The following is an 18,101-nucleotide window of genomic DNA, read 5'->3' as shown; positions in this document are numbered from 1 at the left end:
CCAACGGTCCCGCAATCGGTAAGGGCACCGCACCAGACAGTTGGCTGGTGGTTTGTTGAAGAGCGAAGAAACAGCGTCGCAAATTTATTGATCGCTTGTTGAAAACTTTGCACACCGACCAACTCGACTGGTCCTTGCCCGCCCACCGTCGCGGGACCCTTGGCGGCATGGATGCCGCCACGGAGCTACAGGGACGTACTTGCAGCGTGTCCCGCGATGGTGGGCGGGCAAGGGCCCTGCAGCAAACGCAAAGTCCTCGAGGGCGCGGTGCCCTCACCGCTCGCGGGACACGCCGTTAACCCGTCCATGGGGGCTCGGTGGCGGCATCCATGCCGCCAACGGTCCCGCAATCGGTAAGGACACCGCACCAGACAGTTGGCTGGTGGTTTTGTTGAAGAGCGAGGAGCACGTCGCGGCTTGCCGGTTGCTCGTTGAAAACCATGCATACCGACCATCTCGACTGGTCCTTGCCCGCCTACCGTCGCGGGGCCCTTGGCGGCATGGATGCCGCCAAGGAGCTACATGGACGTACTTGCAGCGTGTCCCGCGATGGTGGGCGGGCAAGGGCCTTGCAGCAAAGGCGCCGATAATTCGCTTTGCGCCTGATCTGCTCGGATCGAGCAATCAGATGGCGACGCCTGCATCGCTCCTATCGCGAGCGCTTGGCGATCTTCAAGTCCGGGCGAGGGCATGGCGCCCTCAGATCTCGGTCGGGCCGATGTGGTGACGCTTGCGGTAGCGGATCGAGGACCACACCGAGGCGGCGATGAAGGCCACGCCGATCAGGCCGGTCAGCACTTCCGGCACGTGGTACACGGTGCCGACCAGCATGATGATCGCCAGTACGCCGATGGCGTAGTGCGCGCCGTGCTCCAGGAACACGAACTCGTCCAGGGTGCCCTTGTGCACCAGGTAGACCGTCATCGAACGCACGAACATCGCGCCGATCGCCAGGCCCAGCATGATGATCACCACGTCACGGGTGATGGCGAAGGCGCCGATCACGCCATCGAACGAGAACGAGGCATCCAGCACTTCCAGATACAAGAACGCGGCAATGCCCGAGCGCTTGGCCGGGCCCATGCTGCCGTCTTCGCTTTCTTCGGCCTCGAACAAGGCATCCACGCTGCCGACCAGCAGATACAGCAGGATGCCGCCCAGGCCGGCGAACAGCACGCTCTGGAAGATGGCATCGGGCAGGAACAGCTTGGTGCACAGCAGGACCGTCACCGCCACGATCACCGACATCGCATCGGCCTTGCCCAGCTTGCCGACCAGCCGCTCCACCGGGCCCAGCCAATGCAGCTTGCGCTCCTGGTCGAATAGGAAGTTGAGGAACACCAGCAGCAGGAACATGCCGCCGAAGGCGGCAATGGACGGGTAGTTGTCGGTCAGCACCTGGCTGTAGCGGTCCGGCTCCTTCAGCGCCATCTGCATCACCGGCACCAGGCCCATGCCGGTGGCCACCGACACGATCACGATCGGGAACACCAGGCGCATACCGAACACCGCGATCAGGATGCCCACGGTGAGGAACAACTTCTGCCAGAACGCGCTCATGTGCTTGAGCACACCGGCGTTGACCACTGCGTTGTCGAACGACAGCGACACCTCCAGCACGCTGAGCACCAGGCATAGCCACAGCGCCTGCCAGATGCCCATCGCGGAGGTATGACCCCACCAGGCAGCCAGGCCCAGGCAGATCGCTGTGACCAAGAACGACATTCTGAAATCGCGAAACATTGACACTCCCAGGCGGGCCGAGACGACAGCCGGAGCAACGGGCCGGGGCAAGGCCCGGCAGATCCGGCGTGCGGTGGAGGATGGGGGACCGCGGCGTGACGCAACGTCAGGCCGGGCGCGGCTCGCCCATTATAGGGAGTGTCACCGCCATCAGGGTCGCATCGTCCGGATCCGGGCGCACGCCGAAGCCCAGGCTCTGGCACATCGCCAGCATGGTGCGGTTCTCGCGCAGCACCTGGCCTTCGATCTGCTTGAGGCCCAGCCAGCGCGCGTACTCGATCATGATGCGCATCAGCTGCCAGCCGATGCCGTGGCCCTTGAGGTCGGAGCGGATCAGGATGCCGTACTCGCCGCCTTCGTAATCGGCGTCGGCATGCAGCCGCACTGCCCCAAGCATGTCGCCGGTCTTGGGGTCGATGGCCACCAGCGCGATCGAACGTGCGTAATCGAGCTGGGTCAGGCGGGCGATGAATTCGTGGCTGAAATGCTTCACCGACTGGAAGAAGCGCAGCCGCAGGTCTTCGTCGGTGACGCGCGCGAAGAACGCACGGAACAGCGCATCGTCTTCCGGGCGCACCGGCCGCACCAGCGCGTGGGTGCCATCGCCCAGGCCGATCTGGCGCTCCCATTCCTTGGGGTACGGAAAGATCGCAAAGCGCGGATGGCCCCGGCCCTTGTGCAGCTTGCGCGCCGGCGCCACCGCCACGCGCGCATCCAGCGCGATCACGCCATCGCGGTCGGCCAGCAGCGGGTTGATGTCCAGCTCGGTGATTTCCGGGATGTCGGCGGCCAGCTGCGCCAGCTTGACCAGCACCAGCGCGACCGCGCGCTCGTCGGCCGCCGGTACGTCGCGGTAGGCCTTCAGGATGCGCGAGACGCGGGTACGACCGATCAGCTCGTGGGCCAGGCGCAGGTCCAGCGGCGGCAGGGCCAGCTCGCGGTCGTTGATCACTTCCACCGCGGTGCCGCCGCGGCCGAACACGATCGCCGGGCCGAACACCGGGTCGTCGGCAATGCCGGCGATCAGTTCGCGCGCCTTGGGCCGCAGCACGGTGGGCTGCACGATCACCCCTTCGATCAGCGCAGTGGGGTGCGCGGCGCGCGCACGCGCCAGGATGCCGGTGGCCGCCTCGCGCACTGCCGCCACGCTGGACAGGTTGAGCCGCACGCCATCCACATCGGACTTGTGCGCGATGTCGCTGGACAGCACCTTCAGGGTGACCGTGCGCCCCATCGCCAGCAATGGGTCGGCCAGCAATGCGGCTTCGTTGGCGGTGGCGGCCACCTGCAGTGGCACGATGGGGATGCCGTAGGCGGCCAGCAGCCGGTTGGTAGCCACCGGGTCCAGCCAGCGCCGCCCGGCCGCCAGTGCCTCATCGACCACGGTGCGGGCGATACCGGCATCCACCACGAAGTCTTCCGGCAGGCTGGGTGGGGTTTCCATCAGCGCCGCCTGCGCCTCGCGGTAGCGCACCAGGTGGGTGAAGCCGCGCACCGCGTCCGATTCGGTGGCATAGGTGGGCACGCGCGCGGCGTTGAGTGCGGCGATCGCCGCATCGTCCTGGCCCAGCCACACCGCGAACACCGGTTTGTCGCGCTGGTAGCGGTTGCGCTGGTCCAGCGCGCGGGTCAGCGCCTTGGCCGCATCGGCGGAGGAAGTAAACGCGGTGGGCACGTTGACCACCAGCAGCGCGTCGTTCTCCGCATCGTCCAGCAGCGCTTCGATCGCCGCGGCGTAGCGCGCGCCATCGGCATCCACGATGATGTCCACCGGGTTGCTGCGCGACCAGCCTTCCGGCAGCGACTGATCAAGTTTTTCCAGCGTCTTGGGCGACAACTCGGCCAGGGTGCCGCCGCGCAGCACCAGTTGGTCCACCGCCAGCTGCCCCACCCCTCCGCCATTGCTCAGAATCGCCAGCCGCCGGCCGGGGAAGCTGCCGAGCCGGCCCAGGGTTTCGGCCGCGGCGAACAACTCGTCCAGCGCGCCCACCCGCAACAGACCGGCACGCGCGAACGCGGCGCCATACACCGCATCCGAGCCGGCCAGCGCCTGCGCGTGGGTGTCGGCATTGGGGTTGATGCGGAACTGGCGGCCGGACTTCACCACCACCACGGGCTTGGCACGTGCCGCAGCACGCGCGGCCGACATGAACTTGCGCGCATCGCCGATGCGTTCGACATACAGCAGGATCGCGCGGGTGCGGTAGTCGGTGGCGAAGTAGTCGAGCAGGTCGCCGAAATCCACATCCAGCGTATCGCCCAGCGACACCACCGCGGAAAAGCCGACCGAACGTGCCACGCCCCACTCCACCAGCGCGGCGGCAATGGCGCTGGATTCGGAGATCAGCGCCAGATCGCCGGCCTGCGGGCAATGTGCGGCAATGCTGGCATTGAGCCGCGCGTGCGGCGCGATCACACCTAAACAGTGCGGGCCGAGGATGCGCATGCCCTTGGCGCGCGCAGCCGCCTCCATGCGCGCGGCCGGCGAGCCGGGCCCGCGACCCAGGCCGGCAGTGAGGATGATCGCCGCGGCCACCCCGCGCCGCGCCGCGATGGAGACGATGCGCGGCACGATGCGCGCCGGCGCGGTGATCACCACCAGATCCGGCACCCACGGCAGATCGGTCAGCCGCGGCACCGTGCGCACGCCATCGATTTGGGCGTAGCGCGGGCTCACCCAACCGATCTGGCCAGGGAAGCCGGCCGCGCGCAGATTGCGCACCACCGCCCGCCCGGCCGAGCGCTCACGCGGGCTGCCGCCCACCACCGCCACGGTGCCGGGGCGAAAGACCTGCTGCAGGTGATAGGTACTCATCGTGCGGGGGAAAACGCTGCCATCGCGCTACGGTACACGTCAGGCAGAGCTGGCGTCATCGACCCGGCGGCAGAGAAACAGCGACACAGCACACCCTATTGTTGTTAACGATTCTTATTTTCGTTAATATCCCGTGGTCAGCCAGCTTCCCGCGCCGTCCCGCGCCCCTGCCGCCAGCGACTCATCCGGAACAGGGAACCCCATGAAACTGCTGACACTATCGGCGCTGCTGCTCGCTGCATCTGCCTCCGCGCACACCCCTTATCTGGCACCGAACACCTTCGCTCCGCAGCCCGGTCAGACGGTGACGCTGGACGCGGCCTTCGCCGAGACCTTCTTCGTGCCCGAAGCGGCCTTCGACCAGAGTCATTTCGGCATCACCGGGCCCGATGGCCGCGATGTCGAACCGGTGCGGGTGCAGGCGCTGGACACCCGCACCGTCGTCGAACACACGCTGGGCAAGCAGCCCGGCACCTATCGATTCAGCAGCGGCCTGCGCGTAGGCGCGCAGTTCCGCACCTGGGAACTGGACGGCAAGCGCGAGACCGTGCGCGACCCGAAGGTGCCCATGCCCAAGGGCGCCACGTTGATCGCCAGCTTCCAGTCGCGCACCCTGGCCGAAACCTATGTGAGCGTCGGCAAGCCCGATCGCAACGCATTGGCGCCGCGTAACCGCGGCCTGGAACTGGTGCCGGTCACCCATCCCAATGACCTGTTCGTGGGCGAGACGTTCGCTTTCACGGTGCAATACGACGGCGTGCCGCTGGCCAGGCAGACCGTGGACATCAGCGAGGCGGTGTGGACCTCCGACCGCAAGCCGACGGTGCTCAGCGTGACCACCGACGCCGCCGGCCGCGCAGTCCTGAAACTGGACCACGCCGGCACCTGGCTGGCATTGACCCGCCACCGCACCCCCGCGCCGGCCGGCGCCCCGGTGCGCGAGTACAGCAACAGCACCACGCTCACCTTCCAGGTGCTGGAGCAGTAGCGCTGCGCAACCGCTGCGGCGGTTGCGTGTCTTGCGGCGTCCACACGCCGGTGCGGACGCATCTGCCTGGCTCAGCTGGCCGTCTACAGGCAGCGCTCTGCCTGTCGCACCGGCGCCAAGGCCCGGCACTTTTTTCTTCCCTCACGAGGCAATCCATGAACACTGGCTCCCTGGCCGGCGCGTGTCTGTGCGCGCTGCTGCTTCCTGCCGTCGCTATCGCCCAATCCGAGCCGCGCCCGCTGCTCGGCGGTCACGGCAACAATGTGCAGGCCTTCATCAACCAGCACGACGACAACCACGACGGCCGCATCACCGCCGCCGACTTTGCGGCCTTCCGCCGCAGCCGCTTCGATGCCACCGACCGCAACCACGACGGCACGGTCGATGAGGACGAGTACGTGGCCGAGTTCCGCGAGCGCCGCCAGCATGCGCTGGAACAGGAACGCGGTGCACAGGCCGCGCAGGGCAAGCAACGCTTCGCCGCACTCGACAGCGATGGCGATGGGCAGGTGTCGCGCGCTGAATTCGAGACTGCCGGCGCAAAGGACTGGGCGCGCGGACAGGCAGCCCTGGCGGCCGCCGCCACCGCTGCAGCCACCGAGCCGACGGTCGCCTTCGATCGCGACGGCGGCCGCCCGGGCATGCCCGACAGCCAGTCGGCCGACGGCTTCCTGGCGCTGTACGACGAGAACGGCGACGGCAAGGTGGGCCGCGCGGAATACGCGGACCTGCGCGCGGCGCAGTTCGCCGGTGCCGACGGTAACCGCAACAGCGCGCTGTCGATGGACGAATACCGCGTCGAGTTCGAAGACCGCCTCAACCGCCGCCTTACCGCGCTCGAGCAGGCCGACGATCGCCAGGTGCACGTGCGCTTCAACGTGCTCGACACCGACAAGGACAAGCGCATGACCTTCGCCGAATACCAGGCCTCGGGCCTGCGCACGTTTGCCCGCGTCGACCGCAATCACGACGGAGTGGTGGACGCCAGCGACGCGACATTGCCGCCGCCTGCGCCTGCCCCTGCTTCTAGGCCGGCCCGGGCCGACTGACGAACCGGCCAATTGCCCCTTCCGGCGCGGATCGACACCCGCGCCACCTGGCCCGTCACTGGCGTGCCCCAGCCAGCCACGCGACCGCTCCGTGCCGCCCGCAGCCAGGTCCGCGCCTTTCGCGTCCCTCCTTCTCCTGACTGTGGACCCCACGATGACTTCGACACCGACCCTGCTTGCCCTGGCGATCGCCGCCGGCCTGGCCTTCCCGCTGCATGCCGAACAGGCGCCCGCCGATGCCACCACCTTCGACCCGGTCGAAGTGAAGGCCGCGCGCGACAAGCGCGCCTCCAGCAACCAGAACGTCACCACCCTGGACACTGCGCAGCTGCAGCAGGAACAGGCCGAAAGCATGGAGGACCTGGTGCGCTACATCCCCGGCGTGAGCATCGCCGACATGGGCCGCTTCGGCGAGAACGGCTTCAATATCCGCGGGCTGGAAGGCGACCGGGTGGCGATGACCATCGACGGCCTGTCGATGGCCGAAGGCGTGGAGACCGCGCGTGACTACGAGTTCTTCCGTGCCGGCCGCGGTGGCGTGGATGTGGATTCGCTCAAGAGCGTGGACATCGTCAAGGGCGCCGATTCGATCAGCGCCGGCAGCGGTGCGCTCGGCGGCGCGGTCGTCTTTACCACCAAGGACCCCTACGACTATCTCAAGGCGCAAGGCAACGACACCTATGTCGGCCTGAAGACCGGCTACACCGGTCATAACGACCAGCGGCTGGGCAACGTCACCGTCGCCAATCGCACCGGCATGGTCGAATCGATGCTGACCTACACCCGCCGCGAAGGCCACGAAGCGGAGGGCTGGTATTCCAGCACCGAAATCGACACCGGCAGCGCGCGACGCACGCCCGACCCGATCGACAGCGAAAGCGACAACGTGCTGGCCAAGCTCGACGTGGTGCCGAACGCACAGCACCGCTTCGGCGTGGTCTACGAACGCAACCGCTCGCAGAACCGGGTCGACAATCTGAGCCGAGTCAGCGCGCCCAGTTATGCCGAACGCATCGGCGACGACAGCAACGACCGCGACCGTTATGGCCTGCGGTATCTCTGGAACGCCCACAACGCCCTGTTCGACACACTCGAAGCGCAGCTCGACCGCCAGCAGACCGACAGCCGCGGCACCACCCGCATCCTCACCCAGAGCGGCACCTCGAGCACCCCCGCCACTGCGGCCACCACGCGCTGCACGGTGGCGCGGCCGTGCCGCCGCGCCGAAGACCGCGACACCGAGCAGACCCTGGACCGCATCGCACTGGATTTGGACAAGCAGTTGCACGGCAACGGCTGGTCGCAAGCGCTGCTGTACGGGGCGGCCTGGCAGCGCCGCAGCATCGATTTCAGCGCGGTGGACTACCGCTGGAACAACACCGGCGCGCTGGACACCGCCACCATCGACCCGGCACAGGTGCCACAGACCGATGCCGACACCTGGAGCGTGTACCTGCGCGACCGCATCGGCCTGCTCGACGACCGCCTGCAGCTCACCCTGGGCGCCCGCTACGACCACTATCGCTATACGCCGACACTGTCGCCCACCTTCATCGATACCACCGGCACGGTACGCGAGGTGACGTTTGCTTCGCCCACCTGGCAGGCCGGCATCAGCTACGCCTTCACCCCGCAGCAGACGCTATGGTTCCAGGCCGGGCGCGGCTTCCGTGCGCCGACCACCGCCGAAATGTACGCCCCGACCAGCATCACTGCGCTGACCGGGGTGGACACCGGCACCACCGTCAACGTGCCGACCGTGGCCGCCAATCCCGCGCTGGACGCAGAGCGCAGCCTCAACCTGGAGCTGGGCTGGCGCTGGGAAAGCGACTGGGCGCGCGTGGGCCTGTCGGTGTTCCGCGACCGCTACGACGACTTCATCCAGAGCGAGACGGTGACCTCCGATGCCGGCACGCGTTACCAGACCTGTACCCGCGGCGCGTGCACCTCGCGCAACGGCTACGCCTACACCACGCTGCTCAATGTCGGCCAGGTCGAGGTCAAGGGGGTCGAGCTGGATGCGCAGTTCAAACTGGGCGATGCCTGGCTGCTGCGCGCGGCCTGGACCCACAACCAGGGCGAGCTGGAAGACGGCCGCCCGCTGGACAGCATCAATCCGGATCGCGGTGTGCTTGGCCTGAGCTGGCAGGGCCTGGACGAGCGGCTGCGCATCACTGGCAACATCACCCAAGCGCTGGCCAAGAAGGCCAAGGACGTCAACGTGGAGAGCGATGTCTTCGGTGCGCCGGCCGAGCCGTTCCTCAGCGACGCCTACAGCGTGGTCGATCTGTTCGGCAGCTATCGCGTCAACGCGCACGTGCGCGTCAATCTCGGCGTGTACAACCTGTTCGACGAGCGTTACTTCCAGTGGGCGCGCATCCGCAACGTCACCCGCGGCGATTTCTATCTGTACGGCTATGCCACCGACGACGGCATCGGCCGCTATAGCGAGCCTGGCCGCAATCTGCGCGCCACGGTGTACGTCAACTTCTAACCCGCGTTGCCGGTGCGCAGTGATGCACAGCAGAGCGTGCGTCGCTGCGCAGGCTACAAGATGTACCGGCAACCGCACGGCCGGGTGCTGCAGCGCCTCTGCGCGCCACGTGATGGCACGCAGAGGCGACTTACCCCGTATGAAACGCCGCCCTGCATGCGGCACCTCGACCGTCGGATCTCGACGATTGCAGACGTGACGAGGGCGGCGCGCAGCTGCTCGCACACGCGCCCACGCATTGCGACGCTACAACAACGTGCCGCTCAGGATCGCCGCGGCGATGCTGAAGTAGATCACCAGCCCGGTGACATCCACCAGTGTGGCCACGAACGGTGCCGAGGCGCTGGCCGGGTCGAAGCCGAGGCGTTGCAACACGAACGGCAACATCGAGCCGGACAACGAACCGAAGGTGACGATGCCGATCAGCGCCGCGCCGATGGTCAGCGCCACCATCTGCCAGTGCGGGCCGTAGTCGTACAGGCCGGCGTTTTGCCAGATTGCGATACGCACGATCGCCAGCACGCCCAGGATCGCGCCCAGGGTGAGGCCGGTGGGCAGCTCGCGCAGCGCCACCTTCCACCAGTCGCGCAGGCGGATTTCGCGCAGTGCCAGCGAGCGGATCAGCAGCGAGGTGGCTTGCGAGCCGGAGTTGCCGCCCGAGCTCATGATCAACGGAATGAACAGGGTCAGCACCACCGCCTTGGACAGTTCATCCTCGAAGTGCTGCATTGCGCTGGCGGTGAGCATTTCGCCCAGGAACAGCACGCTCAACCAGCCGGCGCGCTTCTTGATCATCTGGCCAAAGCCGATCTGCATGTAGGGCCTGTCCAGCGCCTCCATGCCACCGAACTTGTGCACGTCTTCGGTGGATTCGGCAATCAACGCATCCAGCACATCGTCCACGGTGACGATACCCAGCACATGGCCATGCGCATCCACCACCGGGATGGCGAGCAGGTCGTGGCGGCGGATCAGCCGTGCGACTTCTTCCTGGTCCAGCGACGGGTCCACGGTGACCGGCGGATTGACCTGCGCCACATCCAGGATCGATGCCTCCGGCACGCCGGTGATCAGCCGGCGCATGGTGACCACCTGCTGCAGCACGCGGGTGTGCGGATCGAGCAGATAGATGGCGTAGACCGTCTCGCGGCTGCGCTCCACCTCGCGGATATGCTGCAGGGTGCGGCCCACCGTCCAGTCGGACGGCACCGCCACGAACTCGGTGGTCATCAGCGCGCCGGCGGTGTTGGGCGGGTAGCGCATCAACGCCTGGATCGATAGCCGCGCCTCGGCACTGAGCAACCACAGCAGCGGCTGGCGCTGGTCGGCATCCAGCCCATGGAAGATATCGGTGGCGCGATCGTCGGCCATCTGCCCGAGCAGCGAGGCGGCCTGTTCGGCAGGCAGTTGCGCGATCAGTTCGCTGGCATCGCGCAGCTCGGGTTGTTCGAGCAGCTTCACCGCACGCGGCGGTGGCAGCGCGGCCAGCACATGGGCGGCATCGTCGCGGTCGAGGGTATTGAGGTATTCCACCGCATCGGCCGTATTGAAGTCGGCCATGGGTGCGATCAAGGCATCGACGCCTTGGGCAAGGCGCAGGGTTTCGTTGTACATGGTGGTTCGCCTGGTGACGACCGTCGTCGATGACAGCCGGCGAACCTGAAGCCTCAGGCGCGCGCCAGCTGGGTCATCGACCCGGGTCTAGGGTGACTGTCGCTGGACATGAGATAGGGCTCCGAGAGTGCGCACCGACCGGCGATCCGGGCGGCAGCGCGGCGCAGTCTGCGCGCCTGAGTCGGCTTGGTCAATGCCCTGCGCAGGCCATGCTCAGCGACCGTGCAGGCCGTGCGAGTGGCCGGCGTCTGCCACCGTGGCGGGCCGGGGCGGCACCTCGCAGCATGCACGCATGGAGACCCGACGCCTGGAACGCGGCGCACCGTGCCTCGATGCCGGGATTGGGCGCAGGCAGGCGTCGTTGCCGTGCGGCCGCGTCATGTCATCGGACGGACACCGATTGCCGGTGGCGTGCTGCGCGCCTCACAGCGCTTGGTGAATCACCCAACCGAAGCGTACCGCCGGCCCGCACCGTTGCACGCAGCGCACGCCAATCCAGGCGGGCACACGCAGGCCGGCGGCATAATGAGCACCTCAACGGAGAACGTGCATGCATAGCGGTGGTCTTGAACTGGCTCTGGTGCTGATGCTGGCCGCCATCGTGGCGGTGCCGGTGTTCAAGCGCTTTGGTCTGGGAGCCGTGCTGGCCTATCTGGTGGCCGGCGTGGTGCTCGGACCCGATGGCGTGGGCGTGGTGCAGGACGCCGAGCGCATCAGCGGTGCGGCCGAGATCGGTGTGGTGATGCTGCTGTTCGTGATCGGGCTGGAGCTGTCGCCGGCGCGACTGAAGGTGATGCGCCATTCGGTGTTCGGCGCCGGCGCCACCCAGGTGGTGGTGACCACGGTGATCCTGGGCGGCCTGCTCATGGTGGGCAATCTGGGCTGGAAGAGCGCGCTGATCATCGGCGTGGCACTGGCCTTGTCGTCCACCGCGGTGGGCCTGCAATTGCTGGCCGAGCGCAAGGCGCTGGGCAGCGACTACGGCCGGCTGGCGTTTGCGATTCTGCTGTTCCAGGACTTGATTGCGATCCCGTTGCTGGCGGCCATTCCGCTGCTGGGCGGCAGCAAGAACGCCACCCTCGCCTGGCCGGACGTGGCCAAGGCGGTGGCGGCGCTGGCGCTGGTGATCCTGTGCGGGCGCTTTGTGCTGCGCCACCTGTTTAACGTGGTGGCGCGCACGCGCATGCCGGAGGTGTTTACCGCCAGCGCCTTGCTGGTGGTGCTGGGCACCGCCTGGATCATGCAGGAAGCCGGATTGAGCGCCAGCCTGGGGGCCTTCATCGCCGGCGTGCTGCTGGCCGATTCGGAATTCCGCCATGAACTCGAATCGCAGATCGAACCGTTCGAAGGGCTGCTGCTGGGGCTGTTCTTCATCTCGGTGGGCATGGGCATCGACCTCAACCGCGTGGTCGCCGAGCCCGGCTTGATCGCGGCGGGTGTGGCGATCCTGCTGGTGGTGAAGTTCTCGCTGCTGGTCGGCATCGGCAGCCTCGCCAAGCTGCCGCTGCGCAGCAGCCTGATGCTGGGCAGCGTGCTGTGGCTGGGCGGCGAATTCGCGTTCGTGGTGTTCAACGAGGCCGACCGCGTGGGCCTGTTGGACGCGGCCAATCACGACCGGCTGGTGGCCATCGTCGGTGTGTCGATGGCACTGACGCCGCTGTTGTTGCTGGTCATGCAACGCATCCTCAACGGACCGCTGCGCCTGCGTGCGCCCAAGTCCGAGCGCCCGTTCGACACCATCGATGCGCAGACGCCCAAGGTGCTGGTGGCCGGCATGGGTCGCTTTGGCCAGGTGGTTGCGCGCCTGCTCACCGCGCGGCACGTGCCGTTCGTGGCGCTGGAACATAACCCCGACACGGTGGAAGACCTGCGCCGCTTCGGCAGCCAGCTGTATTACGGCGACCCCACCCGCCCGGAGCTACTGCGCGCCGCCGGTGCCGACCGCATCAAGGTGTTCGTGATCGCGGTGGACGACCCGGAAACCAATATCAAGACGGTGCGCCTGATCCGTCGCCTGTACCCGCAGGCCACGGTGCTGGCGCGCGCACGCAACCGCCAGCACGCCTGGAAACTGATGGACCTGGGCGCCGAACCGTTCCGCGAGGTATTTGCCTCCAGCCTGGAGCTGAGTGGGCGGGTATTGACCTCGCTGGGACTCGGCGAGGCGGATGCGCGCGAACACGTCAAACGTTTCCGCCAGCACGACGAAGACCTGCTCCGCCGCCAGCACCTGGTCTACGACGACGAAGCCAAGGTGATCCAGACCTCGCGCGACGCCCGCGCCGACCTGATGAACCTGTTCGAAGCCGACGTCAAGGCGGATGTGGATGGCGAGCCGGCACCCACCACCACGCACGAGCGTTGAGCCGGCACATCGCACGACGTAGGAGCGCGCCTGAGCGCGATGAAGCTTTACCGGTAAAGCCTCATCGCGCTCGGGCGCGCTCCTACGCGGGCGCTTGTATTGCATGACTGCAATTCATTGCACGCTGTCTGCGTGCACAGCCGCCGCCCGGCGGCGGCGGCGTTTCTGTCGCTCAGCTGCGTGGCTTGCGTGTGGTGCGGGTCGACGACTTCGTCGCTGCGGCCTTGCTGCCTGCTGCGTTGCTGGTGGTCCTTGGTGCTTTTGCCACGCGCTTGCTTGCACGCTTGGTAGCGCTCTTCTTTGCCGACGTGCTCGAGGCTGCCGCTTGCGCAGGCGTGCTGGCAGACGCCGACGCTCGCTTGGTTGACGCTTTAGTTGCCTTGGACGCGCCACCCGTCCTGGTCGCTTTCTTGGCCGCCTTCTTGGTGGCTTTCTTCACCGGCGTTGCAGCACTGGCACGCGCTTCCGGCGGCCGGCGCGGTGGCGGCTTGCGGCCGGGGGTGAGCGCGCGCCAGGCGTGTCCGCCATTCATGGCCAGCAACGCATCGGCAGCCGAGGGGCCGGCGCTGCCTGCGGCGTAGTTGGGGAAGTCGCTGGCTGGCTGCTTCCAGGCATCCAGGATCGGCTGCACGATGCGCCAGGCGCCTTCCACCATGGCTGCGTCCTGGAACAGGCCCGCCTCGCCGTTCATGCAGTCCTGCAGCAGGCGCTCGTAGCCCACCGTGTATTCCTTGGGAAACCAGTCGCGATAACGGAAGTCCATGCGCACCGGCGCCAGCACGACCTGTGCGCCCGGGCGCTTGACGTCGAACTGCAGCGAGATGCCTTCATCCGGCTGGATATGCAGCACCAGCCAGTCGGGGCCGTAGCCGCCCACTTCAGTGCTGCGGAACGGTGCCAGTGGCGCCGGCTTGAAGCGGATCGCGATCTCGGTGGTGCGTTCGCGCAGGCGTTTGCCGGTGCGCAGGTAGAACGGCACGCCGGCCCAACGCCAGGTGTCGACCTGCAACTTCATCGCCACGTAGGTTTCCGTGTCCGAATCGTCCGACACGGTGTCTTCTTCGCGGTAACCGGGGACGGCGTTGCGATTGACCGCGCCGGAGGCGTATTGCCCGCGTACCACGTCTTCGGGCTTGATCGGGCGTACCGCTTCGATGACTTCCGCACGCCGGCGATGCATGGCCTCGGTGGTGAAGGCGGCCGGCGGCTCCATTGCGATCATCGCCAGCAGCTGGAACAGGTGATTGGGTACCATGTCGCGCAGGCACCCGGTGGGGTCGTAGAAGCGGCCGCGCCCTTCCACGCCGATGGTTTCGGCGGCGGTGATCTGCACATGATCGATGCGGTCGCGGTTCCACACCGGCTCGAACAGGCCATTGGCGAAGCGGAACGCCAGGATGTTCTGCACGGTTTCCTTGCCCAAGAAATGGTCGATGCGGAACACCTGATCCTCGTGCAGCACCTTGGCCACGGTGGCATTGAGCGCGACGGCGCTGGGCAGGTCGTGACCGAAGGGCTTTTCCACGATCACGCGACGCCAGCCCTGGTTTTCGCGCTGCTTGACCAGACCGGCTTCGCCCAGGTTGAGAAGCACCGGCTCGAAGAAGCGCGCGGCGGTGGCCAGATAGAACAGCACATTGCCTTGCGTCCCGTAGCGCTTGTGCAGCTTCTCCAGCACGCCGTCCAGCGCCTGGTAGGCGCCTACATCGGTGAAGTCGCCGCGCAGGTAGTGCATGCGTTCGCGCAGCCAGTCCCAGGTGTCGGTGTCGAATTCGTCGGTCTGGAATTCCGCATCGCGGCTGCTGAGCAGCTGCGTCATCGATTGGCCCATGTTGCTGCGCCAGGCGCGCTCGCTGATGTCGCCGTGGTCCATGCCGACGATGGCGAATTGCTCGCCCAACGCACCGGCGCGGCGCAGGTTGTACAGCGCCGGCATCACCAGCCGCCGGGTCAGATCGCCGCGCGCGCCAAATACCACGATGATGCAGGGCGGTGTGGTCTGTTGCTCGTTCATGGATGTGTTTCCTCTTCGCCCATGCGTCCGTGCAGGCGCAGTGCCGCATTGACCAGGGCCACGTGGGAATACCCTTGCGGGAAGTTGCCAAGCATGCGTTTTGCCCGTGGGTCGTACTCTTCGGCGAGCAGGCCCACGTCGTTGCACAGTCCGAGCAGGCGCTCGAGCAATGCGCGCGCTTCGTCGGTGCGGCCGACCAGCGCGAAATTTTCCACCAGCCAGAAACTGCAGGCCAGGAAGGTGCCCTCGCCCGCCGGCAGGCCATCGGCGCTGTCGTCGGCGCGATAGCGTTCGACCAATCCGTCGATGGTGAGCTCGCGTGCAATCACATCGGCGGTTGCCGCGATGCGTGGGTCGTCGGCCGGCAGAAAGCCGACGATGGGAATCAGCAGCAGCGATGCGTCCAGGCGGTCCGAGCCATAGCTCTGCACGAAGTGCCCGTCCGGGTGCACGCCCTTCTCCAGCACTTCGGCGCGGATCTCTTCGGCGATGCGGCCCCAGTGCGCGCGTTTTTCTGCACTGGCATGGGTGATGCCGTCGCGGGTGCCGCAATCGAACGCCAGCCAGGCCATCACCTTGGAATGCACGAAGTGGCGGCGCTCGTCACGGATTTCCCAGATGCCTTCATCGGGTTGGCGCCACAGCGTTTCCAGCGTGTCGAGGATCTTTTCCAGCAGCGAAGCAGAAGAACCATCGTCATCGGACGGCGGCGCCACGCCTTTTTCGCGCGCGTAATGGAAGGCGCCAATCAGCTCGCCGTAGACATCGAGCTGGAACTGATCCACCGCGCCGTTGCCGATGCGCACCGGGCCAGAGTTCTCGTAACCGGGCAACCAGTGCGCCTCCCATTCCTGCAGGCGGCGTTCGCCACCAATGCCGTACAGCGCCTGCAGTTGATCGGGCGAACCGGCGATGGTGCGCTGGACCCAGTCGCGGAACGAGGCAGCTTCGTCGCGATAGCCGGCCTGCAGCAAGGCGATCAGCGTGAACACCGAATCGCGTAGCCAGCAGTAGCGGTAATCCCAGTTACGCGTGCCGCCCAGATGCTCGGGCAACGAGGCGGTGGGCGCGGCCACGATGCCGCCGGTGGGCAGATAACTCAGCCCCTTCAACACCACCAGCGAGCGGCGCACCTGCTCGGTCCACGGGCCGACGTCGGTACAGCGCCGCGCCCAGCCATGCCAGAACGCGGTGGTGCGTTGCAGCGCCTGCTCCGGGTCGATCGCCGGTGGCGTGGGCTGGTGCGAAGCGCCATGGCTGAGCAGGAACCAGGTGCTCTCGCCGTCGCGCAGGGTGAAGTCCGCTTCGGTGCCCATGTCCTCGCCGTGCAGCGCCTGCGGCGAGCGCAGTGCGAGCTGATCGGGGCCGGCGATGGCGCGGATGCCGTCGTCGATACGCGTCACCCACGGCACCGTGCGGCCGTAGTTGAAGCGGAAGGTCAGGCGCATGTGCATGGGCACTTCGCCCTGCACGCAGCGTACGATGCGCACCAGGTGCTGATGCACCTCGCCGTCTACGCTGGCCACCATGAAATCGACCAGCTCCACCGTGCCGGTGTCGGTGGTCAGCCGTGTGCACAACACCAGGCTGTCGTCTTCGTAGGCACGTTCGCTGCGGAAGTCCGCTGCGGGCGCCAGTGCCCATTGCCCGTGTTGCTCGTCGCCCAGCAATGAGGCGAAAACCGCATCGGAATCGAAGCGTGGCAGACACAGCCAGTCAATGGTGCCACGGTGGTCGACCAGGGCCGCGCTGTGGCAGTTGCCCAGCATGGCGTGGTCCTCGATACGCACGCTCATCGTATGGGCGCTTCCTTCCGGCGAAAGAACATGCAGTTTTGCATGTGCGGTGTCGGGATCAGGTTACGAATACGCCGGCAAGCGCAGCAACGGTGGCACCGTGTGTTCCAGCCGACGGATCAGTGCCGGGTCCATGTAGGCATAGTCGTCGGGAATCTGCAGCGACAGCACGCGGCAATGACGCAAATGCGCGGCGAAGCGTTTGCGCAGCAACTGCAGATGGCGGCGCTCCATCACCAGCACCAGCTCGGCCTCGTGCAGCAGTTCGGGGGTGACCTGTACGTCGGCATCGGCAGCCAGACCGGCCGACTGGGCCTGCACGCCGGGCCAGTCGGCGAACACGCGCTCGGCAGTGGAGCTGCGCAGGCGGTTGCGGCTGCACACGAACAGCACCCGCAGCGGTTGCCCGCCGCGCCGGCTCAGCGGCCTTCGCGCAGGAAGCGCGCCATCGACGACACGCCCGGCAGCGCCGGTTCGAACTGGCCGGCCACATCGATGAAGCCGCGCATGATGGCGATCTCGCGCGGGGTGCGGTTGAGCGCATCGCGACGATCGGCGTCGGCACCGGCGCGCAGCAGGCGCTGCACCAGCAGCGGCAGCCCGTGCAGCGCGGCCAGATGCAGCGGGCCGAAGCCACGCTGGTCGGCCACATCCAGCGAGACGTCTTCGTCCAGCAGGCGTTCGACGCCGGCCAGCACCACCTTCTCGTCGCAGGCGGTGCCCGGTTCGGCACGCGCGCCCAGCAGCAGCAGCAACGGGCTGACCCGGCCGCCGGCCAGATGGTCCGGGTCGGCACCGGCCAGCAGCACGGTATCCAGCAGGGCCAGCAGGCGGGTCTTGTCGCGCGCGGTGAAGCCGTACAGCGCCGCGCAATGCAGCGGCGCCAGCCCCTGATCGTCGGTGGCATGCACATCGGCTGCCGCAGTGAGCAGGCGCGCCACGATGTCCGGCAGGCCCAGCGCGCAAGCCAGCATCAGCACGGTGACCCCGCCCGGCAGGCGGTGTTCGATCTGTGCGCCGGCCTGCAGCAAGGCGGCCACGATCTCGGTCTGGCGCATGCTTACCGCCGCCGACAACGGGGTGGCGCCGCTGTTGGCTGCGCGCTGCGGATCGGCGCCACGCCCGAGCAGATGCGCCACCACGCCCAGATGGCCGCCACCGGCCGCACGCAGCAGCGCGGTGCAGCCCTGCGCGTCGACGGCATCCACCGGCAGGCCCAGGTC

At 67.3% G+C, this 18,101-nt stretch carries 11 protein-coding genes; 4 read left to right on the top strand and 7 right to left on the bottom strand.

Annotation, left to right across the window (positions count from 1 at the left end; translation table 11 throughout):
• Nucleotides 1-699: 699 nt before the first annotated feature.
• Both OZ10_RS12435 and OZ10_RS12430 read right to left on the bottom strand, forming a co-directional pair.
• The gene (locus OZ10_RS12435; RefSeq protein ID WP_039565160.1) at nt 700-1,743 is read right to left on the bottom strand and encodes a DUF475 domain-containing protein; all 1,044 of its coding nucleotides are present in this window, start codon (nt 1,741-1,743) and stop codon (nt 700-702) included.
• A 106-nt stretch (nt 1,744-1,849) separates the two neighbouring features.
• Complete coding sequence (locus tag OZ10_RS12430) at nt 1,850-4,558, bottom strand: bifunctional acetate--CoA ligase family protein/GNAT family N-acetyltransferase (RefSeq protein WP_039565159.1); 2,709 nt, start codon at nt 4,556-4,558, stop codon at nt 1,850-1,852.
• Nucleotides 4,559-4,760: 202 nt separating this feature from the next.
• Between OZ10_RS12430 and OZ10_RS12425 the strand changes: the two genes are divergently transcribed.
• The 3 genes from OZ10_RS12425 to OZ10_RS12415 all read left to right on the top strand — a co-directional run bounded on the left by OZ10_RS12425 (nt 4,761) and on the right by OZ10_RS12415 (nt 9,089).
• Nucleotides 4,761-5,546: a DUF4198 domain-containing protein gene (locus tag OZ10_RS12425; RefSeq protein ID WP_039565157.1), complete on the top strand. Its 786-nt coding sequence runs from the start codon at nt 4,761-4,763 to the stop codon at nt 5,544-5,546.
• A 155-nt stretch (nt 5,547-5,701) separates the two neighbouring features.
• Nucleotides 5,702-6,595 (top strand): EF-hand domain-containing protein, encoded by an 894-nt coding sequence (locus OZ10_RS12420; protein WP_039565154.1) that lies wholly within the window; start codon nt 5,702-5,704, stop codon nt 6,593-6,595.
• A 154-nt stretch (nt 6,596-6,749) separates the two neighbouring features.
• A complete protein-coding gene (locus OZ10_RS12415) occupies nt 6,750-9,089 on the top strand; it encodes a TonB-dependent hemoglobin/transferrin/lactoferrin family receptor (RefSeq protein WP_039565151.1) in 2,340 nt (779 codons plus the stop codon).
• Nucleotides 9,090-9,335: 246 nt separating this feature from the next.
• Here OZ10_RS12415 and mgtE read toward each other — a convergent pair whose 3' ends face one another.
• Entirely contained in the window at nt 9,336-10,703 is a 1,368-nt protein-coding gene (gene mgtE, locus OZ10_RS12410; protein WP_039414576.1) for a magnesium transporter, read from the bottom strand.
• A 550-nt stretch (nt 10,704-11,253) separates the two neighbouring features.
• On the opposite strand from mgtE, the gene OZ10_RS12405 reads away from it, so the two are divergent.
• A complete protein-coding gene (locus tag OZ10_RS12405) occupies nt 11,254-13,068 on the top strand; it encodes a monovalent cation:proton antiporter-2 (CPA2) family protein (protein WP_039565148.1) in 1,815 nt (604 codons plus the stop codon).
• Between the two features lie 172 nt (nt 13,069-13,240).
• Here the strand turns inward: OZ10_RS12405 and zwf are convergent, their stop codons facing one another.
• The 4 genes from zwf to OZ10_RS12385 form a co-directional block, all read right to left on the bottom strand.
• The gene (gene zwf / locus OZ10_RS12400) at nt 13,241-15,082 is read right to left on the bottom strand and encodes a glucose-6-phosphate dehydrogenase (RefSeq protein ID WP_039414570.1); all 1,842 of its coding nucleotides are present in this window, start codon (nt 15,080-15,082) and stop codon (nt 13,241-13,243) included.
• Nucleotides 15,079-16,878, bottom strand: a complete 1,800-nt coding sequence (locus tag OZ10_RS12395) for a glycoside hydrolase family 15 protein (protein WP_039414567.1) — start codon at nt 16,876-16,878, stop codon at nt 15,079-15,081. Before OZ10_RS12395 ends, zwf begins: the two co-directional genes overlap by 4 nt.
• 63 nt (nt 16,879-16,941) lie before the next feature.
• Entirely contained in the window at nt 16,942-17,271 is a 330-nt protein-coding gene (locus OZ10_RS12390) for a low molecular weight protein tyrosine phosphatase family protein (protein ID WP_081419498.1), read from the bottom strand.
• 26 nt (nt 17,272-17,297) lie between these two features.
• A partial coding sequence (locus OZ10_RS12385; RefSeq protein ID WP_039565147.1) for an ankyrin repeat domain-containing protein occupies nt 17,298-18,101 on the bottom strand: 804 nt, incomplete at its 5' end.

The sequence above is a fragment of the Xanthomonas cannabis pv. cannabis genome (assembly GCF_000802365.1).
GTDB classification, from domain to species: Bacteria; Pseudomonadota; Gammaproteobacteria; order Xanthomonadales; family Xanthomonadaceae; genus Xanthomonas; species Xanthomonas cannabis.
Note: the sequence above shows the minus strand (reverse complement) of the source record. Positions and strands in the feature narration are given on the sequence as shown.